Below are 24,093 nucleotides of genomic sequence, written 5' to 3'. Positions count from 1 at the left end.
GCTTTCTTATCCATACTGTCCATCCTTAGCCTTTAAGGCTTAAGTTTAGACAGTTACACAGAATTCAGGACAATCTCGATTCGAGTGGCGCTTTTCGTATCTCGCCACTCGAATCTCGTATTTGCCTTTCAGCTCTTCGTTTACCCGGTTACTCGAATCTCGTTACTGCTCTTTATTTCTTGTCGCTAGAATACGTGTAGTTGTAGTAACCGTAGCCGTACGAGCTTGAAGCTTTCTTCTCGATGGCGTTGAAGATAACGCCTTTCACTTCGATACCTGATTGTTCGAAACGGTTACGAGCTACATCGATCTCTTTAATGGTGTTTTGACCGTAACGCGCGACCATTAACGTGGTGCCAGCGAAAGCGCCAACAATGCTAGGGTCGGTTACTGCGAGTACTGGCGGGGTATCGACAATCACCAAATCATACTCTTTTGATGCCCACTCCATTAGCTCTGCAAAGCGTGGGTGCATTAACAGTTCAGATGGATTGGGTGGTACTTGGCCGCGAGTAATAATATGTAGGTTTTCTACTGGTGTCGTTTTCACTGATTGAGAGAACTCTTGCTTACTGCTCAGTACATCAGAAAGGCCGTTGTCCCAGCTCACGCCAAAGCTTTGTTGTAGGTAACCTTTACGCATATCGGCATCAATCAATAATACCTTTTGGCCTGTTTTTGCGGCTACTGCAGCAAAGTTGGTCGAGATGAATGATTTACCAATGCCCGGTGCAGGGCCAGAGATCATCAAGATGTTGTTTTTCGCTTCGAGCATTGCAAAGTGTAAGCTGGTACGAAGGCCACGCAGTGCTTCAACCGAAAGGTCAGCAGGGTTCGATTCAGCAAGCAGTGCTTGAACGCCTTTTGTTTGTACTTTCTTCGATTTAAAGCGGTTAGTCAGTTCAATTTGTAAATCAGATTTTGGTACCGCTGCATAAACAGGCAGACCGATTTGTTCAATTTGGTCTGGGCTTTCAACGCCACGGTGGAACGCCGCTTTCACCAATACAAACGCGACACTTAGCATGCCACCCAGTAGCGTCGCTAATACAACAATCAGTGGCTTCTTCGGTTTAACGGCACGAGCATAGGCTTGCGCGTCATCTAAGATACGAACGTTACCGACGGTACCGGCTTTGATGATGCTTAGCTCTTGAACCTTGTTTAATAACTGGATGTAGATTTGTTGGTTTACTTCAACATCACGTGTCATACGCAGTACTTCACGCTGTGTTTTTGGTAGCTTTTGTACTTGCTTGTTTAGGCGCTCTTTCTCACCCATCAGCGTTTTACGTTTATCAAGCAGGGCTTTGTATGCCGGGTGATCTTTAGTGAAGCGTTGGCTAATTTCACTCTCTTTAAACGTCAATTCATTCAATTGTGCTTCAAGCTCTACCATTACCTTCAGGGTTGATTGTGCTTCTAAGCCCAAGTCGATCGATTCGTTCTTTTGGCGGTAATTGTTTAATGTATCTTCATAGCCAGTCAGCTCAGATTTAATGCCCGGAAGGTGGCTCTCTAAGAACTGTAGGCTCTTTTCTGCTTCTGCTGAATTACGTTTCACGTTTTGTAAGAAGTAGATCTGGCTAATGTGATTGAGGATTTCAGAAATCTGCTGTTTGTTTTCGCCTTCAAAGCTTAGCTTCAGAATACCGGTTTGCTTACCTTGCTCAGACAAAGACAAAGAAGCTTTCAACCATTCGATCGCTTCTAGTCGGCTACGTTGACTAATAGAGAATTCAAAATCGTTGTGTGATTCAAAACCTGCCACAAACAAACTGTAGTCGTCGGCGGTGGCTAGCTCACCTACTTTGCCTTGCAAGATAATGCGCTCATCATCGCGAACCAATTGGTAAGTACCCTGCTCAGCATCGAGAATTTGAATGGTGTGTGCGTAATCGCTCGCATAGCTAGGCAAAGTAAAACGGCTCACTACAATGTGGTTGATGTCGCCGGTTAAGCGAGCAAAACCTTTACCTACGATAGGTGCATAGTTAGGAGATGTCACCGTGGTGAGGTTAAACTTATCTACTGTTTCGCCCAAGATCATACGCGATTTGATGATCTCTACTTCTGTTGTCGCAGAAGATTCTTGAGAGAACAACTCCCCCATATCACCGACCATCGATGAGATGCCGCCAGAGCTCTTCTCTTCAATTTGGATCAGGGCATCGGCTTTGTATATCGGCGTTGAAAGCAATGCAAACGCAATACCAAACACAGCAAAAGCAAATGTGGTCAGCATGATTAGCCATTTAGCATCTAATAAGATGCCAAGCAGTTTTCCTAAATCTATCTCATCAGAGTTATCTGTATGCGATTGCTGAGAGGTTTGTGTTGTCATTTGTTTGCTACTTCCTAAATTATTGCTATTTAAGATACTATATACGCTCCGCGTACTTCTCTTTTATATGATTCTGTTGGTGGCTATGCAACATAGCTTAACTGAAGATTTTCTCTATCAATTACAGCTTTTTTGCCCAAGCTTGTGCCGCTTCGTCAATCAACTTATAAGCGTGTTCAAAGGCTTCTCGACTTTGACGATAAGGGTCAGGAATGTCTTTTTGGCCAATCCACTGACCGAACAGCATAGTTTTACCGCGTGCCTCCGGCGATATTTGAGTAAGCGCTTCTAAATGGCCCTTCTCCATCACCAAGATCAAGTCATACTGAGCACAAAGCTGTGGCGTAACTTGCTGAGACTGATGGTTTTCAACATCAACCCCATTTTCAGCGGCAATCACAATCGCCGTTTCATCTGCAGGCTTACCAATTAAACGGCTTTTCTCAGCAGCGATACCGGCAGAGGCCACTTCTTTGTTTGGCAGCAAGTTTTGTAAAACTCGCTCTCCAGTCGGGGAACGACAAATGTTGCCCACGCATACGACTAAAATTTTATTAAACATAATGGTCTCTAATTGTATTGGGCTTATAAGCATAAAAAATCAGGTTACACGCTAAGTGCAACCTGATGATTAATATTCAGTTATTACCAATTCCGAACGCGCAACATACCTTCGGTTAGGTCGTTGAAGCCTGAAATGGTTGGTACAAGCTGACCGATTACACGGTTCCAGCGGCTGATTGGCGCTGCCGTTACGTAAACAATATCATAAGGCTTTAAATCAAACTCGGTGCCAATCACTAAAGCTGATGCATCTTCGATGTCCAGTTGGTAAATATCCGCCATGCGTTCTGATTTATCATCAGAAGTTCGGATCACAAACACACCCGTTGCATCGGCGGTAAGTTCATTAATACCACCTACGTTACTGAGTGCTTCGGTTAGGCTCATTCCTACGCGATCAATCTTTAATAACTTAGGCTCTTTCACTTCCCCCATCACAAACACTTTCTGATTGTCGTTACGAGGTACGTGAACAATATCACCGGCTTGCAGTAAGCGGTTTTGCGTTAAGTCACCACGTTGCATCAAGCCGTAAAGCGAAAGGTTCTCTTCCACGCCATTACGGGTTAATGAAACGTTACGCCAATCAGCATCTTCAGACAAACCACCAGAGCGGTTCACGGCATCCAGTAATGTTAGTGGGATATTGGTAATCGGCTGCTGGCCAGGTTTAGACACTTCGCCAGTAATGTAGGTTTTCTTAGATCGGAAAGCCGCTACGTTCACATCAACTTGCGGGCTTTCGATGTATTTCGCTAAACGTTCCGCTATATCAGAACGAATTTCACGAACCGTTTTTCCTGCAACTTCTACTGTACCAATGTACGGGTAGAAGATGGTGCCGTCTGCATGAACCCAGTTACCCGCTTCTGTGCTGCTACGGTAAGAGCCCGCAGGAATGGTCAGTTCAGGGTGATCCCAGATCGTGATATTTAAGATATCGCCCACGCCGACTTTGTATTCATACTTTGCGATGTCTACGTCGAGTTCAGGGTTGGCTTGTGACACCGACAATGTACTGGTTTGGTAAGTCGATACTAACTGTGCCGTCAGCGGATACACATTCACCACTTCAGAAATATCAGACTCTTGCTGCTCCTCAGAAGGTTGAATCACATTCTTACCACCGGTAGACAGGTGAGTACCTGGAGTCGTACACCCTACAAGCAATGCAGGTATAAGCGCGAAAAGGAGACGATTTTTATTGATCTTCATGTTAACCAAGTAATAGAGATGGAATGTGTTGTGATACCCAAAAGGACACCCAAGGAAGTTAAGCGCGTAATTTTATCAGCTATGCAGTTTTAAATAGAGCTGAAGTAGAGAAATAATAAGATCTAGCTCTCATTTGGCATCGAAAAATCAAGACGCTACCGCCCCTTGATCGTCCGCGACACCACACTGCGTAGTTGATACCAAACGCAGCAAAAACGATGCTTGCATCCGGTCATTTTAATCCGTAAACATTATCCACAATTTGTGTTTATTATCAACCTAGTTGAATGGTTTTAAGGGGGAAGAGCTTAAGACCAGATACGGGATGCGAGTGAACGAGATGCGAAAAGATAAGAGCAAGTGCGGGATTCTAAAGAGCAGCATCGAGATGCAGGTAAGCGAGTATCGAAGAGCTCAAGAGCTCAAGAGCAGATGAGAGATGCGAGTAAGCGAGATTCGAAAAGATAAGAGCAGTGGCGGGATTCTAAAGAGCAGTGACGAGAGGCGGGTAAGCGAGTATCGAAGAGCTCAAGAGCAGATGAGAGTAGCTAGATACGAGTAAACGAAGAGCTAAGAGCTAAGAGCGGATGAGAGTAGCGAGATACGAGTAAACGAAGAGCAAGAGCAAGAGCAAGAGCAAAAAAAGAGCCAACACATGAAGTGCTGGCTCTTAATTTTAGATGTTACGCTGAATTATTTTACTGCTTCTAAGTATTTTAGGTAAGCATTGCGTAAGCGCTGTCGGTTTTCATAGTAGTAACTTGCACCGATGCGGTTACGGTTGAAGTACTGTCTTTCAATATTATGCTGCAAAGCAACATTTAAGCCTAAACCCTCACCTAAATTATTGTGAGTCTCACCAACACGGGTCTGTAGGTTATATACAAATTGGTCTACCCCTCGTAATTGAACGTAGTCAGGGCTCATATCACGCCATAATGTTAAAGGAATCGCGATACCCAGAGTCACAAAATCTTCAGCTTCACTGCTGCCGACTGCTTTTGTGGTTTGATATGAAGCATCAACTCTTACATCACCTAACCAATGACTGGTGGTCACTCGTACCCCTTCGTCACCTTTCCAGAATTGACCGGCTTCTACTTTACCTTGCCAATTCCAATCTGGTCTTAAATAAGCATAATGACCAATCATTGGAGTTGCATCTAAGATGGCTTTCCCTCTTGAATCAAACTTATCTTGAGCAGAAAAGTTACCATATTCAGTACCTAGAATATGACGACCACTATTACTCGCATACTGAGTTTCATTCAAAAAGCCCAGGAAGTTTCCGTAAATCTGACCGAATGAGAATTGAGTCGTGAGGTTATAAGGCAGCTGGAATGCTTGGTGGAAAAGAACCCTGTCGACTTCATTTTCAAAAGCCTCGTCACCCCAAATCTCGCCGTCTTCGAAGTCGTCACTTTCTGCCAGTGGCATTAGGTGTCGAACATCCAACGCAGCACCTTTCCACAAAGGTGTGTACAAGTTAGTCGCTAGTGCTAGCGAGTAATCAAATACACCGTACTCTGTCGCAGTATTGTGATACAAAGCAGGAGACACAATCACCTGTGTGCGACCAAATCCAGAACGAGAAACCTCTTCGCTAAAGTTCGCTTTAGCGTAGCTCTTTTTCACATCAGAAGTTCGCACAAGAAGCGTTTTACAAGGCTCGCCTGTTTTAACAAATTCACGGTAACATGGTGCACTGGTGATCACTTCCATCATCGGCATGTCATTCACCAAGTTAAACAGGCGAATGTTTTGTTGTTGGTAGTTTTTAACCCCAAGGTCTTGAAGCATACCTTCTCCCACGTAGGAAGAGATAATACCCAACGCAACACCCACACCGTCGACTTGGTTACGATTATAACGTCTGTTTTCCAGCGCAACGTTTAAACCAATATCATCCGCAGAAATTCTAACGTTAAGAAAGCCTTCATCAACCAGGGCTTTTTTAAGTTGAACCATACCGGCAAATTTATGATGCGCTTGTTCTACTGCGATCTTGTCTTCTAGGGTTAACTCATTCACTCGGCGCGATTCAGAGAAGCCCATTAAAGGGGTTGATGCCGCTACCGACCAAATATCGATATCGGCATTACCACTGGTGTAAAACTGGTATTGAAAAGATAACTGCGTATCCAGTGGTAAGTAATGTTCTGGTGTAAATACCTTAAAGCCAGCGTTGAATTGGTGAGAGTCGTGCTCTGCAATCAGCTGAACAAAGTCCAGTGGCTGATACTCTAAGCTGGCAAAGGGCCCGTTCAGAACGCCATGACTTACTTCTGATTTACCGTAACCAGCACTAAACCTTGCAGGGACAAAATCAGGTTCATAATCGGCAACTGCGTAAAAAGTTTCAAAGTTGCTGGCCGCGCCACCGAGATCTTGAACACCTATCGCCAAATCGAACCCTGTCCAATCTTTAACGAAAGGAAGCTGGTATTTAAACGATGCCGACAAATCACGAATACCGTTACCACAATTAGGATTGTAGTTGGGTACATTTGGGTAAAGGTGACAGTCATAAGTTTTTGTGACAATTCTGCCTGCCGCTTCAAAGCCATCAAATAAACCAACGCTAAATAATATGTTATCTAACTCACTGGTTTTTCCCCTATATGGCACGCCTTGGCCATAGAGGTAAGAGATGTCGCCAGTGTCCATCACTTGAGCATTGGGCACAATGATTGCGCCGGTATAACTTTGGGACGACATCAAGTTATCGACAGCATAGGCGTTATAAGCGATGGCTAATGCGCTAAGCGATGCTATGAGAGGTGCGCTTTTAGAATAACTGATTATTTTCATTGGGATACAATAGGTTTTAACCGTATTTGACAGTGATTATGTTAGATAGTGGCCGTGTTTATTAGTAGCAGTGTTGATAGTGACTACGTTTAATGGTGACAGAGTTTAATGGCGACAGTGCTTGATAGTAACAATGTAAAAAAGGCACCGAGTGGTGCCTTTTATTATTGATGCCTATACTAAGCGCCAGGGCCACCAGCAGAGCCACCGCCGCCAGTACCACCAGTACCACCAGTACCACCAGTTGGTGGGTTAGTGCCATCATCTGGGTCTGGAACCGGTTCCGAATCTATTGGTGGTGGAAGAGTACCTACATTGCCAGGGTCTTTCACTGCATCTTCAATTAACTTCGGATCTTCAGTTAGATCTAAGTAAATCTCACCACCACCCGGTGCTTTAGGGTAATCAGGGTAGGTTGAAATAACTTCTTGTGTAATTGACTCTGTCGCCGCAGCTAGCTCACTAGCTGTTGCAGTAGGGCTTACCACAAGTACGTCTGATAGTACTGCTGCAGTTGCTGAAACTAAGCTAGCATCTTTTGCTGGAAGGCCTTCAATAATTTCTTGTGTACGACGCAGGAAGTCCGCTACAGAAGCAACACCATTGTTCAGTAAACCATCCAAGCCAAGATCTGTAAGTACTTGGACACCTGTAGCTTCAGTGTACGGCTGGCCATCTAGCTCTTTCTCAATCAAAGTTGAGATTGGAGAAGAAGTCACAAGATCATCATAATTAGCTAAGCCTTTAGGGAACTTGTAGCTCACCTTGCTCATGTCTTTGCCGTTAGATACATCAACCGCACCAGCCGTTGCATTGTAAGCAAACGAACAAGTTTCAGGATAGTTAAGAACCGTAAGCTCAGTTACTTCAGAAACACCATGGTAGTTCGTTTCTTCAAGAGAACCCTTTGTGCCATCATCACAGCTGTATGTGCCTTTCATACCCATTACTGCAGGGTCGAATGCCATAATGTTACGATACGCCTCTTCAGGAGGAACGCTGTTGTTGTTGTCACTGCCACAACCACCAAGGATTGCACCAACGACTGATAACGCTAAAATTTTATATTTCACAATTTATCCCTACAAATGATTAAAAGCTATGAGACAAGGCAACATTAAACGAGTCGATATCGACACCACCAATATCTTGATACAACTGGTATTCTAGACCGATCTTCATTGCTGAAGTAATCGAGTATTCAGTACCAAAAGCAATCGTTGGAGTCACACCAGAATCGTCAGACTCAACACCTGGACCGTTTGCTTTCCAGTCATAAATGGCGATGCCACCTTTTGCGTATAACGCTAAGCTGTCCGTTACATTTCCAGAGGCTTTAAGAACCACATCAAAGCTGCTTGCTTCGTAGCTGCCACCTGCAATGTCTTTAAGATCATACTCGCCAAGGTAGTTATAACCACCTTCGATGGCCAGTGTATCTACGATATGATAACCAACAAACAGACCGTAAGATGTGTCTGAGTCATCAATAGCCGTGCGGCTCTCAACTAATGGTGCAAAGTTATCGGCAGTTACATTACCAACTTTAGCGCCCACGTATAAATTTTCAGCTCCAACAGCTGTTGCTGATAGCAACAACAAAGGAGAAACCCTAGCTAACCACTGCATTTTCATATAATTATATCTTCCATATTTCAAACTGAACTGAGGCTGATTTTCCTAGCAAATCTAAGCGATAGTCTAATCAGTTTTTGTATGAAAGCCCCAAAAGCAGACACTCATACACGCCATTCCGTACCAAAGCTACTGACACAATTGAACAATATTGCATGCTGAAGCTAGAAGCTAGAAGCTAGAAGCTAGAAGCAACTCAATACTGTACTTTTGAATTTCGCCAGATTTATCAATGTTGTTTAACAAGCACAAAGAGCTTGAGAGTAGCTTGCTTAAGCTATTACAAACGAGCAGTTAGCATAATCTTTTCGTATGACACTACAAAAATGGTACTCACAAGGAACCAACACAAAAAGATTACTGCGTTGCTTTCAATATCCAACTAAGACCACCTAATCAATGATAGATAGCCTAAAAAGGAATTACTCTGATTAAACAACTAATTGAACAACATGATAGGTAATAACCGCTATCAAGTAAATGTATAATTAGTAAACGCACCACAACGATTCAAAAAAAACGTCAGAGCTGCGTCAGAAAGAGGTGAAAGATAAGAAAGAAGGCAAATTAAACGCGGTCGCCCGAGCCTTTACCTAATACTGTTTGAATGATGTATTGGAAGTACAATTTAGTATTCAACGTGTGAATCATGCGTTGATCCCACTCCGCGAGTTTTTTCGGTGTCGACATGTCGATATCATTGATTTGAGCTAGTCCGGTTACGCCTGGCCTTACCGCGAGTACGCCTCTTGACTCCCTCTCATCGATCAGTTCTTTTTGGTTGAACAAACATGGCCTTGGACCGACTAAGCTCATTTCACCTTTAAGCACGTTGTACAGTTGAGGTAGCTCATCAAGCTTGGTCTTACGCAGGAATCCACCGAGCTTAGTCACTGAACTCGCTCCAACTAAATGGGTCGCAACAGACTTGGTTTCGACAGGCATGGTTCGGAATTTGACCAAGGTGAATGGTTTTTTGTTGCGCCCTACTCGTGTTTGAAAAAAGACAGGCGACCCCGTATCAAAGTAACCAAGGATACAAATCACGAGAAATACTGGCCATAGAAACAACAGGCCAAAGAAAGCAAAAGTGAAATCTAACAAACGGATCAAAATATGTGTCCTATCAAATTCGGATTGAAAACGTGGGGGCACTATAAGCACCACTAATCAATAAAGGATACCTGAAAAATTTATGGACAAGAAAGCTATAAACTACCTAAAACGCATCAATACGACTTCAAGTAAGCTTCTACGGTTCTTTTGATCCCTTGTTCAAAACTTACAGGGGGGTTCCATCCCAATATCTCTTTCGTCAAACCTATCTCCACTTGGAGGTTTCCGCATATTCTTTGCGCTATGTGCTGTTTATTTAAAACTGACGATCCAGCTTGTATCCAAGACATTGGGATTGGAATTAATCGCGGTGATTTCCCCATAGCATGAGCGATGGTTTGCATCAATTGAGTAGTCGATACATCCTGATCATCAGAAGCTAAGAAGGTATAGCCCGGAGCTGAAGGGTGCTCGCAACAAGTTAGTATCAAATTAGATAAATTATCCAGATACACTAAGCTTCTTTGGTTTTTTATAGCACCAAACGGTAACGGAATGCCTTTATCTATCAAACGCATCATAGATAAGAAATTCGCTTTTACACCAGGTCCGTAAACTAATGGAGGCCTAATAATAACTACTTCTAAGCCGGTCTCTTTTGAAAGCTTAGCCAACTTAACCTCAGCTTCATACTTACTCAAACCATAAGGGTCTTGAGGAGTATTATTTAAATTCGGTTCAAAGGGTAAATTTGGCTCACTGAGTTCACCGTTAACTTTAATCGAGCTGACAAAAACAAACCTTTTAACGCCCGCTTCAGCGGCTTGCTTCGCTAGGCTCAAAGTGCCAAGGGTGTTGATATCTCGATAGGCTATTAATGCATCTTGCTCAGTCTCACTCATTTGATGTACTCGAGCAGCACAATGAACAACACAATCCACACCTTCGAATGCACCAGACCAATCGGTAGAAGCATCAATGGAAGGGATAACCAAGCTATTAGTTAGTGGCTCAATTTGCTTACGCACAACCGGAATGACTGCCCAGTCACGCTCTTTAGCTAACTCAACAATTCTAGAACCTACAAAACCAGTGCTACCTGTGACTAGCATATTCATAACAAAGCGGCCTCAACCGAACAAATAATGAGCAACAAAAACTGCAGAACAACTAAGTACCACAGAATCATCAATTACAACTAGCTTACCGCACTCAAGAACATTAAAATATTTCCGATATGAAATTACTCAGCTACAGCTTACAAGCCTGATTTAGACAGTTACCAAGGAATATAATGATTAAGCCGATACGCCTTGTCCTCAATACTAAACGAAAAAATAAGCGTTTGATTAGTATTGGCTACGACATATTCGCGATAGCAATGTCAATCTATTTAGCTATTGCTTTAAGGTTAGGCACGTACACTTTTGAGCTAGGATTAGACGAGTGGGTAACTTTACTACTGACAATTTCAGTTACGGTATTCACCTTTGCCAAACTTGGGATGTACCGAGCTGTGCTACGCTACATGATGTTCCCTGCCGTCGGCAACATCTTCCTTGCGGTATTTATCTCATCTCTAACCTTAGTTATGAGCGGATTCTTTTTTCATACCTTTATCCCTAGAAGTGTCCCGTTTATCTATGCAGGGCTTGCAATACTGACCTTAGGTGGACCAAGGATAATGATCCGCTCTGCCTATGATCAGATGATCAAACGCAAAAAACCCAATGTATTTATCTACGGTGCCGGGGCTACAGGTCGCGAACTTGTATATGCTCTAATACACGGTGATGAATATAACCCGGTTATATTATTAGACGACGATCCGAGCAAAAGGGGCAATATCTTATTTGGGCTAAAAGTCCATCACCCAAGCGAATTTGAGCATCTTCAATCTCTTTATCAGCCAGTAAAGCTATTACTAGCAATTAATAATATTAATAAAGGTAAACGATTAAGACTGGTAGAAAAATTATCTGATTGGCCTATTGCTATTCAGTCAGTACCATCAGTAGAAGATATTGCAGCAGGTAAAGCTACAGCAACAGAAATTAAAGATCTCGACGTGGCAGATCTATTGGGTAGAGCGCCCATAACACCTGACAGTGAATTGCTGGCAAAGAATATTCACAACAAGAGTGTCATGGTAACCGGTGCCGGTGGCTCAATTGGTTCAGAGCTATGTCGCCAAATCTTAGCGCAGCAACCGAAAACATTAGTTCTATTCGAACTCAATGAGTACAACCTATACAAAATTGAACAAGAACTACTTTCTACGAAGAAAAACTTAAAGAGCCAGACTCAGATCATTGCCGCTTTAGGTTCAGTCCAAAGGCAAAACCGTCTTGAAAAGTTGATCAATACTTATGAAGTTGAGACCTTGTATCATGCCGCCGCATATAAGCATGTTCCCCTAGTCGAGGATAACGTTGTTGAAGGAATTCGTAATAATGTTTTTGGGACACTATCCTGCGCACAAGCCGCTATAGAGTGCGGTGTGAAAAATTTCACGCTAATTTCAACCGACAAAGCCGTAAGACCAACGAATGTCATGGGTGCGAGTAAAAGGATGGCTGAACTCGTTCTTCAAGCGCTTGCAGATAAAGGTACAGATACTGTCTTTACCATGGTCAGGTTTGGCAATGTGTTAGGCTCTTCCGGGTCGGTAGTGCCACTTTTTAAGAAGCAAATCAAAGCTGGCGGCCCTGTTACTGTGACGCACCCTGATATCATCCGTTACTTCATGTTAATCCCAGAAGCTGCACAGCTTGTCATTCAGGCCGGTGCAATGGGAAACAATGGCCAAGTTTTCGTGCTGGATATGGGCGAACCCGTTAAAATTCTAGACCTTGCAAAACGCATGGTACATTTAATGGGAATGAAGGAAAGCCTTAATTCAAGCTCGGATGAAGGTGATGTTGAAATCAAATTTACAGGTTTAAGACCCGGAGAGAAGCTATATGAAGAGCTTCTAATTGGTGACAATGTTGAAGGAACTAGCCACGAAAAAATCATGACGGCAATGGAGAGTAAGCTCAATTGGCCAGAGATGCAGATACTATTGAACGAGCTAGACGAGTGCTGCCATGATTTTAATGTGGAGTGTATTAAACGCATATTACTTGAAGCGCCCACGGGATACAAAGCTACAACATGACTATACTTTAATAAGCTCTCGCACAATACTAGCGCAGCTCTGAGCGTGCTCTGATTTTGTAGGGTTTACCAAATCATTTACCTCTTCTCTTTGCGAGTAATATTCATCATTATTGTTATGAAAATGTTCAACCTCATGTATGAAATCTAAGAAAGTACTAGGTTTAGGCCCTGGAGATAGCTTTTCGTAAGGGATAGTAAAGCCCACAACCTGTTCATAGTTATCTTGGTCATATGGTAAAAATATAATTGGTTTAAGCGTAAGCAGGTAGTCGAAGTAAATACTTGAATAGTCGGTAATTAACAAATCGAAAGAGCCAAGGACTTCGTTTATATCTTCAACTTCATCATTTGACAAAATAAAAATGTTGCTGTGATGAACTAAACTAGGAGCAAGTGACTGTAAAAAATTAGGGTGAACTCTGAGATAAATATGTATGTTGTTTTCATTCAAAAACGATTCTAATAATTCGATATTAAAATCAGTAAATGGAAACAACTCGATATCTGAGCCAGGCCTCCAAGTCGGAGCGTAAAGAATAGAATAATAATCGTTATTAAAAGGGGTTGCTTGAGATTTAACTATACGATCATTCCTTGCTTGTGGCGCTCTAACTACCCTATTACTATTAAAACCTAGACAACCAGCCCATGCATCATCGAACTCTTTAGACGTTGATAGAAAATAAGAGAAATTACTTTTCAATAAATGATAGTACAAGCGCCTTAAAATAGAGTTTGAGTTAACTCCTAACCCAACCTTCTTTATTGGTGAACCATGACCCAAATGAATAACGTTTCTTTTTATCGATAGTCCAACACCACCAACTGGCGTTTCTAACGATGATGTAATCCAGGTATGAGCCAAAAGAACTTTAAACAGACCTAGCACACTTGAAGTAGAGATAAAATAATCACCATACTTTCTGTTTAATTTTCTTCGGAGAGTATCATCGTTAATTACATAATATATTTCCAAATCATTATTCTTGTCTTCTATCATATGCAAGAATAATGATTTAGAATTATGTTCAAAGGTAGTATTGAACTGAGAGCTAAATATTATAGAATTCTTATTCCTTACAGGAAAAAAGATAAATAACGTTGAGGGTATAAAGCCAATAAAGTGTAATACCAAGCGAGTAATTAAATATTTATTCTTATTCATTGTTATATTTTTTCAAATTATAATTTAATTGATCTAGCGTAACAAAAAGCTCTCTAACAGATGAGTTTGATACTCTGCTGAACAAAAGAATCAATATTGCGGAATGAATAGGAATGTCATAATTTATGTATACAAAAAAAAGGCCAAAGAAAATAAAAAGGTAGAAAAAACTACTTAATATAGTAAGTGCTTGCTTTTTACTCATCGCACTATTTTTAATAATAGAATAATCTGGGTTAAATATAAACATTTCAGTAAAGCAAGAAAACAAAAGTATTGATAACATAAATACAAGAGTAAACTCTACAGAAAGAAAGTAAAATAAAACAACCATAACAACAATATTTATATAGCAAGCTACATTATTTAGATATATATCAAAACTTGCCTTCAAGAACCTGGAAGTATATTTTTTACCCTTGCTCTCATACACATTGCCATTAATGATATTATTGTTTTTTTGGAGGGAAAACTTTTTAGCTATATATATTTGAACAATAGTGTGGAATAAATAAAGACCAATTGTTACTGCAAATAAAATCGCACTGTAAGTTTTTACATCCAATTCATAATTAAACAAAACCTTAATACTGCTTGTATCTGATATTGCTAACAGAACTTTAATTGGCAGATACATAATAAGAACATTTACAAACTTAGACATAAACCTAAACGTTGATACTTCTAATATCGATGCATTTACCTCTATTCTATACAGCTGCAATATTTCAAATGAAAAAAGAACTTTCTCTTTTAAGTCAAGCCAAGCAGTATTAAGTAGTTTCATCATATTTTCTTTGCTATCTCAATAATCTCTGTTGTTGATATCGATGGCGTTCTAGGAAAGTATACAACTTTACAAATATCAGAAAATTCATCAAACTTTCCTGCCCAATCATCACCCATAGCTAAAATATCAGCTTTAAAGAATTTTATATACTCACGCTTCTTTTCTAAAGACTCTTCAAAGAACACTTCATCAACAAACTTTACAGACTGTAAGATTTTCAGCCTGTCATCTTGAGCATATATTGGATATCTAGATTTTTTACTATAGTTTAGCTCATCGCTAGAAACGCCTACGATTAATGTATCCCCCAGACTTGCACACCGTTCAAGTATGTTAATATGTCCAACGTGAAAAACATCAAAAGTACCAAATGTAATAACTCTTGTCGCCATTATATTATACCAACCTCTTTAATTACCCTTAAAGATGAAGAACCGTCTTCATGAGGGTTATATTGTTTATTAAAATCTACAGTTTTATCTATGTCGATTATTTTTTCATTCAATTGTTTTTTTAGACCTTCTAGGTCTTCTGCTATTGAGTATGGTAACTCAGTAGTAACATCGAGATAGAAACCCCTTGTTTGATTCGCATACTCCATTAGATCCGGCATATAAAAGATCACTTGCTTCTCTAGAATTAAAAAATCGAAAAACAAGCTAGAGTAATCAGTAATCAAAACATCAGCGACAAGGAAAAGGTCATTCAAGTTTGAATAGTCAGATACGTCTATGAAATTATTCATACCCGATTCAGGTCGAGTGAAGTAGTGCCCCCTATATAAAAATATAGTATCTTCGAAATCTCTGGTGAACGACTCATCATCAAGAATATTTTTTAATACATGCTTTCCTGTTTTAACATTGAATTGATTATCTCGCCAAGTTGGTGCATAAAGGACGACTCTCTTCGTAGAATCTAGACCCAACTTATGCTTCACCTCCGATATATAGGCTTGATTATCTTTAAATCTAACCAAAGTATCATTTCTTGGATAGCCAACCTCCAATATTTTATTTTTCTTCATGTTAAAGCTAGACATAAAGCACTTTGAGGCATACTGACTCGGGGATAAAAAATAATCTAATCGTGATACCTCTCGTTGATAAGAGTATTTTAAACTGTCAATACTCGTATTAACGTTATTCCCAACTTTAATATCATGAGCCATTTTCTTCAATGGCGTACCGTGCCAACATTGAATAAATTTTTGACCATTTTTCTTAAGAATGGAAGAGTGTATTCGACAATTAACAATCCAAAACTTGGACTTTGAATATGCTAAAAAGTATTCTCTGCTACCATACTTTACAAACGTTACCTTTTCATCTTTGGCTAAGTCGTTAGGTATATCTGTGGTGCTATTTACAACCCATATATAACTAAAACCTGTATTTAGCCCCTTTAACTCATTATAAATAGCAAGAGGACTATCATTAATAAACTTACCTTTGAAGCACTCAAATACAATAGTATCTTCTAATTTAAATCGTCTGTAGCGAACAAAGTAATTAGCTTGATACAATTTAATCCACAGAAACCTAAATAAAAAATCTATCTTTGGATTCCTCGATATATTATGCTTAACTCTAGTTTTTAAATTTTTTAAGCCCACGCCTTAAACCTTTCTTTAATAGTTCCAATGAGAGTTTTACTTTCTTGACTCTCACGTACTTAGCTGACGCAGTAAATCGAATGAAAATACTTGAAAATAAGCTATTTTTCATCCTAGGTTCAAAATTCGCACGTCGTAAATAGATAGAATCATGCAAACCATCTGAAACAGTAATATAATAATTACTATTTTCTTTAAAGATACTCTTATCAACCCTTGCTAGATAATAATCACCAAAACGCTCAGTATCTAGTTCAAGTAGTTCATCATCCGATATAAGTTTAATCTTAATATTCATATTTGATGAATACTCTCGGATGAGACACTGAATTTTAACTTCATTTCCCGAAGATATAAACTGTGAATTCCTTATATTTGATGATTCGAGTTTTTTATTTTCAAAAATGAAAGTAGGGAGGTTCTCAGTTAAAGTAATAGGTAATTGACTATATAGTTTTCCATTTTCGTAGACATAAGGGAATTGCTTCCACATTTGGTTCAAATAATAACCAAGTTCAAACTCCATCTTCTCTGAAATAAAGAAGCAAAGTAGCTTTTCTCTAGGAGTAAGGCTATTCATGCTACTTAGATCAAACATTCGGAAAAATTGACTAACCTCATTTAAGTAAAAGTCTCTAGTTTTGTTGTTTGACAGATTACTATTGATGTTAAATAACAAGCGACTAATTGAATCTTGGGCAATATTCAAACAAAATTCTTCATTACTACTAAAAATAGTATTTTCATGCTCAAACGATTTCAAACGTTCTTTTAGGTTATTTAAGTCACCACTATTCTGGATAATGGACTTGTTAGTGGTTGTTGCATCTCTTTTTCTCCAAAGATAAACAACCTGATTTGTGATTGCGATCTTTTTTGCATGAAGATATGCGGAATGCACCATGGTTCTGTCTGCATACAAGAAACCATCTGGCATTCCTATTTGATGTTTAGTAACAAAATCTCTCTTAAATATTTTGTTCCAATAGTAGCCATCTGAAGTAATAGCCTCAAAATCGACATATGAATTTATTACTCGCTCTGTTTGCCAAACGTGCTTTTCTCGATCTAAAGCTATGTCAACAACCTTTCCAGACACAAGCCTCATAGGCTTACCTATGGATATATCTGCTTGATTTTTCTGAGCTTGTTCAAATAGTAATTTGTATGCATTAGAAGGTACGACATCATCACTATCGATGATCGCGACATATTCACCAGTAGCATGCTTAACACCATTATTACCGGCTACAGCTCCACCCTGGTTACTCTGATGGATGACTTTGACATTATCATGATTGTCTTCATATTCTCTACATATAAGTAACGAATCATCTGTACTATCATCATCAACTAAAATAATTTCTACATTTTTTAAAGATTGAGATAACAATGAGTCAATACACTCATGTAAATATTCAGCTGTATTGTAAACTAAAACGACAACGCTTAAATTATATTTCATTTAAAACCTCAAGCACCTTATCACAAACTAGATTCGCATCTTCTACAGACAAGTCAGCGTAGAGCGGCAATGTTAAGATACTATTAGAAATCCTTTTCGCATTACTGTATTCGTCACAAGACTTTACAAAATCATAGTCAGTTGCTAACGGATAAAAATATTTCCTAACATTTACGCCGTAATCGTTTAATTTATTAAATACATAGTCTCTATCTATGTCTTGGGAAAGAACTACAGGAAAATATGCATAATTTTTTGTAAAGTTAACTTCAGAATCATGTTGAAAAGATAGTTTATTTTCAATTTGTAATCTATCTAAGTAAACTTGAGAAATGGACTTTCGTTTCTCAATTATGCTATCAATATAATTTAAATTAATCATCCCCATGGCAGCGCTGAACTCGTTCATCTTCAAGTTGCCACCAGGAAGGACTACTGTATCGCCTTGAATCCCAAAGTTTTTAAGCAATTTAAATTTTTCAAGGTCGCTCTCTTCTTTAAATGTAACTAACCCCCCCTCGACAGAATGCATTACTTTTGTTGCATGTAAGCTAAACATTGAAGCATCACCCAATAAGGAAACATTTTCGTCGTCCTTATAACAACCAAAACAGTGTGCTGCATCATAAATTAACTTTAAACCATGCTTATCAGCTATTTTACGAAGTGCATTATGATCCGATAGATTTCCAAAAACGTGAACTGCGAATATTGCTGTTGTTTTTGATGTAATCTTCTTTTCGATCTCTTTAGGGTCGATATTGAATGTTCTTACATCAATATCAGCAAATATAGGAGTTAAACCCTTTCGATGAATAGCAGTAATTGTTGATGCGAAAGTAAATGGCGTAGTGATTACTTCACCCGTCAAATCAAATACATCAATACACGCCTCTAATGCCATATGTCCATTAACTACGGTACTAACATTTTTAAATCCTAGACCTTCAAGCTTAGTTACGAACTCTTGTTCGATTGGGCCACTATTGGTTAGGTGTTTGGATTCCCAAATTCGTTTAATCAAATTACTATATTCTTCAAAAGGAGGAAGAAATGGTATATTTTGAGGGATCATATTAATACTTCCAATCTAACAAGAGTTCAATTGAGTCAACATCGAAAACAGGAATTTTTAAGGTTCTTTTTACATCAAACCTTTCTCTAAATGAATCATCTATAAAGATACTATTTTCTGCTGATATGTGACTAGATTTCTTACTGCCATCTTTAATATGTATAATATCAGAGAATAGGCCTTTGGATATTTCAAGACTATTCAATGTTTTATAAATATCCTTATCATGCCTAGTAATTAGAAATAAGTTCACTCCCTTATTTCTACATTGATAAATAAATGACATTACAATCGAATTAACTTTGTCAGCTCTGGTAATTGTGTCGTCAAAGTCGATGTAAACATTATTATATTCAAGGTTATTTGAATACCTTGATATTAGAGCTCTATCAACCGTTTGAGTAAAATTATTAACACATGGCTTTACATTTATTCCATCACGAATATAAAGACTATTTAGAGCAAAATTCATACCTAGGTTTCTGTGCAACCCCATAGAGCCAGCTATTCGGCATGCTACTTCAAGTAAAATAAGTTTGCCTTGTGAGTTTCTCTTAACTTGGAAGAACCATGCGCCCTTCATATTCAGCCTTCTTGATATCTGGCTAGCAATACCAGCAAACTCTGAATTCAAGTCTTGGACGTTAGTTGTTGATACACTGATTCCATTTCTAACCCTAGCTCTTACCCTTGGGCTAGAATAAAGTACCTTAGAGTCAGTACAACTCAAACAGTCAACAGTATACTCACTCCCTTCGAGGTACTCACATATAACGTATTCTTGGATATTCGCTATAGACTTTAACTCATCAGCATTTAATACTTTCTGAGCTCCATTAGAACCTTGGCCTCGATCGGGCTTTATGAATAGTGGAAAATCTGAACTTTTAAGATTTTCCACGCTGTATGTTCTAGGTATAAAATCTTGGCCTGACAATGCAGAATATGTTTTTGATTTATATCTGCATATGTTAGCAACTTCCTCCCCTGAAGATACTACTTTGCAACCTAATTTTTCCTCATTTTCACTCAGGAAAACAACAGCATCATCATGTGCTGGGAATATGTAGTCAATTTTATTTATCGCCACATACTCTTTAATAAAACCTAGCAATTGATCATCACCTAAATAAGGAGCATCGGATACTATATTTTCAAAAACAACGTTGCTATGGTCATGAGCGCTAGATATCCCAAATAATTCAATGTCTTTTGCAAATCTCAAGCTATTATGTATCTCTAGACCTATTTCTGTTCCCGCTGGGAAAATAGCCACTCGTTTCATCTAAAAACTTCCTCTACTACTTGCTGTGCACAATTGCCGTTATCCAGATAGTTATATTTACGTGTAAAGTTTTCGTATCTTAACTTATACTCTTCACATATATCTTCGATATTTTCTATTGCGTCGATCAAATCTTCATGCTTATAAATGAGGGGACCTGGCATCTCTGCATCCATATCCACATAAAATCCACGCAGCTTTTCTTTATACTCTTTATAATCATACACATAGAAAAGTATCGGTTTTCTAGTCACTGCGAAGTCAAAGAAAACAGATGAATAGTCTGTAATTAGAATGTCAGATATTAACGCTAAGTCTTGTACGTCATCAAACTTTGACACATCATAAATAAAATCTTTATATTCCTCTGAAACTAAAAGCTCGTTAACGAGATGATGGCCCCTAATAAGAAATACAGTATCTTCACTCAATTTACTTGCGAGCTCTTTAAAGTCTAAAGCTAGACCAAACTCATACTCCCATGCTCCTGTTGCTTGATCATCTCGCCAAGTAGGGGCGTATAAAACTACTTTTTTATTTTTAGGAAGGCCTATCTTGTCCTTTATCTCTTCTACTTTAAGTTCATCAACCTTGTTTGATAGTGGATCATTGTGTGGATAACCAACCTCTAAAACTTTACCTTTATATTTAAACGCTCGCTTAAATATATCAGTTGAGTAACGATTCTGGCTTATCAGGTAGTCCCAGTTTCTAGATTCAATAAAAAAGTTTTCTCTTGCTAAAACTTCAGGCCCCTCAACCTCTATATCAAAGCCTAATCTCTTTAGAGGTGTGCCATGCCATGTCTGTAGATAAATGGTTTCTTTTCGTTTTGTATGAATAGGAAATACAATATTACCGACCCAATACTTTGCTCTTGCAAGGTAACGATAATACTCTTTGCTTCCACGCTTTACGCAGTCGTCAGCCCCCAGAATAGGCTCTTCTTTATTATAACTCCAAACACACTTAAAATCGGGGAAGTTTTCTTTAATATATTCGTAGATATATTTAGGTTGACCCGAGTAGTTTTTACCGAAGAAGCTTTCAAACACAATTAGGGTTTCAATTACAGGATTATTTAGCTCATTATAATAAACCGTCTTTCCTTCCGCGAAGCAGATAACTTCATCAATTCTCTTTGTATTTGCGATCCATAGAGATAGTGTTTTTGATCCTTCGGTCATATACATACAGACCTCCAAGCCATCTTCTACTTCATCAGAAATTTTTTCACGAACTTGGTAACGATCTTCATCATTTATTATATCAGTAGCTTTTTTAATTTTTAGAGGGATCTCTTGTCCATTAATGCGAGTATAGAAATCCCAGCGAGAATCGTTTTCAAAGTACTGTTCTAAAGGAAATGTTATTGCGCTTCCATTCTTTTTGCATTCAACAATATCTCCACTATCACGGCGTTTCAGATAAATATTTTCGACACCGTTTAAGAATAATTCAGGCCCTCTAAACTCAAACGACTTACCATCGATGATTTTAGTTTCCATTTCATAAAAAATTGCATTTTTGATGACTGATAAATTAAAAGAAAGACCATCCCTCTTTGTTGCTAATGTTGTCGAGCTTCCTTTTAAACTTGATTGCTTAGAACATTTAATAAAAGGCGATATTAAAGGTAATGAAATACTTTTATTAAATATCGATACTATCATATGCAGTGAGAGATGCTGATTTGTCGTAATTGTCGATAAATCGATATTATGATTTTTATTTCTGCTAGTAAGATAGATCACATTAACGCCATTAGTTAGAAAAAATTTTTTAACTAATGGAATCCTAGACGAGCACGTTATATTGGTTTTGTTTATCTTTGCCAAAATAAAAAACCTACATATTCTTAGCAACACCAATTTTATTAAATTCATCAATAAAGTCCTTTGGCCAATTTGTTTAAATATTCGCCATATGAGTTTTTACTTAGTTCTTTAGCTCGACTCTTAAGATGTTCCAATGATATCCATCCTTGACGAAATGCGATCTCTTCTAAACATGCAATTTTATAGCCCTGTCGATGTTCTATAGTTTGGACAAAATTCGATGCCTCAAGTAAGCTATCGTACGTTCCTGTGTCTAACCAAGCATTACCTCTGCCTAGCAACTCCACATTTAACGCATCTTTTTTTAAGTACTCTTCGTTTATGGTGGTAATCTCCAGTTCCCCACGCTCTGAAGGCTCGACGTTTTTGGCTATTTCGATAACTCGGTTATCATAGAAATATAAACCGGTTACCGCAAAGTTTGACTTAGGTTTTACAGGCTTTTCTTCAATAGATATGGCTTTTTGATTATCGTCAAACTCTACGACACCAAAACGTTCAGGGTCTGCGACTTGATATCCAAAAACACTTGCGTTTCCTTTTTCCTCAGTTTCGTTTTTTGCTTTAATTAATTTCTCTGAAAAATGACTGCCATAAAATATATTGTCGCCTAAAACCAAACATACACTATCGTCACCAATAAAGTCCTCTCCGATAATAAAGGCTTGCGCTAGACCATCAGGACTTGGTTGAACCTCATATTTAAGATTAATCCCGAAATCGGCTCCATCACCTAATAAACGCTGAAAACCTGCACTATCTTCAGGTGTGGTGATTATCAGAATATCCTTTATTCCAGCCAACATTAAGGTCGATATAGGATAAAAAACCATTGGCTTATCGTAAATTGGGAGTAATTGTTTAGACACACCACGGGTCATTGGGTACAGACGAGTACCTGAACCACCAGCTAATACAATACCTTTCATTACTTATTTTCCTTTGATTTAGCTGCATCTACACCCAAGCGCTCACGTTGGTAACTACCATTTTGCACGTTTTGACACCACTCAGAGTTGTCTAAATACCATTGTACTGTCTTACGAAGACCCGTTTCGAAAGTCTCCTCCGGTGTCCAACCTAATTCTCGTTGCATCTTAGATGAGTCAATAGCATAACGGCGATCGTGGCCAGGACGGTCTTGAACATAAGTAATTTGCTCTGCATACGCCGAATTTTTCGGTACTAACGTATCTAGGATTTCACAAATCGTATTGACGACTTCGAGGTTTTTCTTCTCGTTGTGACCACCAATATTATAGGTTTCACCCACTTTACCTTCCATCACTACTTTATAGAGTGCTCGTGCGTGATCTTCAACATATAGCCAGTCACGAATTTGGTCGCCCTTACCGTAAATAGGTAAATCTTTGCCTTCAAGTGCATTAAGGATGACCAATGGGATCAATTTTTCAGGAAAATGATAAGGACCATAGTTGTTTGAACAGTTAGTTACGATGGTTGGCAGGCCGTAAGTACGCAGCCAGGCGCGCACTAAGTGATCACTTGATGCTTTTGAAGCCGAATAAGGGCTAGATGGTTCATAAGATGTCGTCTCCAAAAACATTGGGAGATCTGTCCCCTCTGGAACTTCATCTGGGTGTAGTAGGTCGCCATACACTTCATCGGTAGAAATATGGTGAAACCGAAATTCTGACTTCGCACCTTCTTCAAGCGTATTCCAGTACTCTCGAGTCGCTTCTAACAGGGTATAAGTGCCGACAATATTGGTTTCGATAAATGCCGCTGGGCCAGTGATTGAACGGTCAACATGCGATTCGGCTGCGAGGTGCATCACCGCATCCGGTTGGTGCTGGGAAAAAACACGACCCAGTTCTGAACGATTACAAATATCAACTTGTTCGAACGCATAACGTTCGTTCGAATCAACTTCAACAAGTGATTCTAAATTTCCTGCATAAGTGAGCTTATCAACGTTGATTACGCTGTCAGATGTATTATTTATAATATGACGTATAACTGCTGAACCGATAAAACCAGCACCACCGGTGACTAATATTTTCACAAAAACTCCTAAAATAAGCCTGGAAAATCAACTCCTAGCGCGTAAGG

Annotated in this window: 19 protein-coding genes; 1 reads left to right on the top strand and 18 read right to left on the bottom strand. The window is 39.1% G+C overall.

Features of this window, described 5'->3' with window-relative positions; translation table 11 throughout:
• Nucleotides 1-172: 172 nt before the first annotated feature.
• The 8 genes from MSG38_RS21645 to MSG38_RS21610 form a co-directional block, all read right to left on the bottom strand.
• Entirely contained in the window at nt 173-2,344 is a 2,172-nt protein-coding gene (locus MSG38_RS21645) for a polysaccharide biosynthesis tyrosine autokinase (protein ID WP_248402579.1), read from the bottom strand.
• A gap of 121 nt (nt 2,345-2,465) precedes the next feature.
• Entirely contained in the window at nt 2,466-2,906 is a 441-nt protein-coding gene (locus MSG38_RS21640; RefSeq protein WP_050619771.1) for a low molecular weight protein-tyrosine-phosphatase, read from the bottom strand.
• A gap of 83 nt (nt 2,907-2,989) precedes the next feature.
• Nucleotides 2,990-4,123 (bottom strand): polysaccharide export protein, encoded by a 1,134-nt coding sequence (locus MSG38_RS21635; RefSeq protein WP_248402578.1) that lies wholly within the window; start codon nt 4,121-4,123, stop codon nt 2,990-2,992.
• Between the two features lie 693 nt (nt 4,124-4,816).
• Nucleotides 4,817-6,934, bottom strand: coding sequence for a YjbH domain-containing protein (locus MSG38_RS21630; RefSeq protein ID WP_248402577.1), 2,118 nt, complete (start codon nt 6,932-6,934; stop codon nt 4,817-4,819).
• Between the two features lie 179 nt (nt 6,935-7,113).
• Nucleotides 7,114-8,007 (bottom strand): serine/threonine protein kinase, encoded by an 894-nt coding sequence (locus MSG38_RS21625; protein WP_248402576.1) that lies wholly within the window; start codon nt 8,005-8,007, stop codon nt 7,114-7,116.
• Between the two features lie 19 nt (nt 8,008-8,026).
• Nucleotides 8,027-8,569, bottom strand: coding sequence for an outer membrane beta-barrel protein (locus tag MSG38_RS21620; RefSeq protein WP_102500223.1), 543 nt, complete (start codon nt 8,567-8,569; stop codon nt 8,027-8,029).
• Nucleotides 8,570-9,136: 567 nt separating this feature from the next.
• A complete protein-coding gene (locus MSG38_RS21615; protein ID WP_248402582.1) occupies nt 9,137-9,685 on the bottom strand; it encodes a sugar transferase in 549 nt (182 codons plus the stop codon).
• A gap of 113 nt (nt 9,686-9,798) precedes the next feature.
• Complete coding sequence (locus tag MSG38_RS21610) at nt 9,799-10,743, bottom strand: SDR family oxidoreductase (protein ID WP_248402575.1); 945 nt, start codon at nt 10,741-10,743, stop codon at nt 9,799-9,801.
• A gap of 176 nt (nt 10,744-10,919) precedes the next feature.
• On the opposite strand from MSG38_RS21610, the gene MSG38_RS21605 reads away from it, so the two are divergent.
• Nucleotides 10,920-12,785 carry a nucleoside-diphosphate sugar epimerase/dehydratase gene (locus MSG38_RS21605; protein ID WP_248402574.1) on the top strand — a complete coding sequence of 622 codons (1,866 nt, stop codon included), beginning with the start codon at nt 10,920-10,922 and terminating at the stop codon, nt 12,783-12,785.
• On the opposite strand, the gene MSG38_RS21600 is transcribed toward MSG38_RS21605, so the two are convergent.
• The 10 genes from MSG38_RS21600 to rfbB are packed head-to-tail and all read right to left on the bottom strand — an operon-like array spanning nt 12,786 to nt 24,046.
• Nucleotides 12,786-13,952 (bottom strand): CDP-glycerol glycerophosphotransferase family protein, encoded by a 1,167-nt coding sequence (locus MSG38_RS21600; protein WP_248402573.1) that lies wholly within the window; start codon nt 13,950-13,952, stop codon nt 12,786-12,788. It lies immediately after the preceding gene.
• Nucleotides 13,945-14,742, bottom strand: a complete 798-nt coding sequence (locus MSG38_RS21595; RefSeq protein ID WP_248402572.1) for a hypothetical protein — start codon at nt 14,740-14,742, stop codon at nt 13,945-13,947. The genes MSG38_RS21600 and MSG38_RS21595 overlap by 8 nt, the downstream gene beginning before the upstream one ends.
• Entirely contained in the window at nt 14,739-15,134 is a 396-nt protein-coding gene (locus tag MSG38_RS21590) for an adenylyltransferase/cytidyltransferase family protein (protein WP_248402571.1), read from the bottom strand. The genes MSG38_RS21595 and MSG38_RS21590 overlap by 4 nt, the downstream gene beginning before the upstream one ends.
• Complete coding sequence (locus tag MSG38_RS21585; protein WP_248402570.1) at nt 15,134-16,357, bottom strand: CDP-glycerol glycerophosphotransferase family protein; 1,224 nt, start codon at nt 16,355-16,357, stop codon at nt 15,134-15,136. Before MSG38_RS21585 ends, MSG38_RS21590 begins: the two co-directional genes overlap by 1 nt.
• The gene (locus MSG38_RS21580) at nt 16,332-17,822 is read right to left on the bottom strand and encodes a glycosyltransferase (protein WP_248402569.1); all 1,491 of its coding nucleotides are present in this window, start codon (nt 17,820-17,822) and stop codon (nt 16,332-16,334) included. The genes MSG38_RS21585 and MSG38_RS21580 overlap by 26 nt, the downstream gene beginning before the upstream one ends.
• Nucleotides 17,812-18,897, bottom strand: a complete 1,086-nt coding sequence (locus MSG38_RS21575) for a DegT/DnrJ/EryC1/StrS family aminotransferase (protein WP_248402568.1) — start codon at nt 18,895-18,897, stop codon at nt 17,812-17,814. The genes MSG38_RS21580 and MSG38_RS21575 overlap by 11 nt, the downstream gene beginning before the upstream one ends.
• Nucleotide 18,898: 1 nt before the next feature.
• Nucleotides 18,899-20,182, bottom strand: coding sequence for an ATP-grasp domain-containing protein (locus MSG38_RS21570; protein WP_248402567.1), 1,284 nt, complete (start codon nt 20,180-20,182; stop codon nt 18,899-18,901).
• Nucleotides 20,179-22,068, bottom strand: a complete 1,890-nt coding sequence (locus tag MSG38_RS21565) for a CDP-glycerol glycerophosphotransferase family protein (protein ID WP_248402566.1) — start codon at nt 22,066-22,068, stop codon at nt 20,179-20,181. The genes MSG38_RS21570 and MSG38_RS21565 overlap by 4 nt, the downstream gene beginning before the upstream one ends.
• Entirely contained in the window at nt 22,068-22,949 is an 882-nt protein-coding gene (rfbA, locus tag MSG38_RS21560; protein WP_248402565.1) for a glucose-1-phosphate thymidylyltransferase RfbA, read from the bottom strand. Before rfbA ends, MSG38_RS21565 begins: the two co-directional genes overlap by 1 nt.
• Nucleotides 22,949-24,046 carry a dTDP-glucose 4,6-dehydratase gene (gene rfbB / locus MSG38_RS21555; protein ID WP_248402564.1) on the bottom strand — a complete coding sequence of 366 codons (1,098 nt, stop codon included), beginning with the start codon at nt 24,044-24,046 and terminating at the stop codon, nt 22,949-22,951. Before rfbB ends, rfbA begins: the two co-directional genes overlap by 1 nt.
• Nucleotides 24,047-24,093: the final 47 nt, after the last annotated feature.

It is taken from the genome of Vibrio sp. 1CM24A (assembly GCF_023161725.1).
Taxonomy (GTDB): domain Bacteria; phylum Pseudomonadota; class Gammaproteobacteria; order Enterobacterales; family Vibrionaceae; genus Vibrio; species Vibrio coralliirubri.
This window is presented reverse-complemented; position numbering and strand designations above follow the sequence as displayed.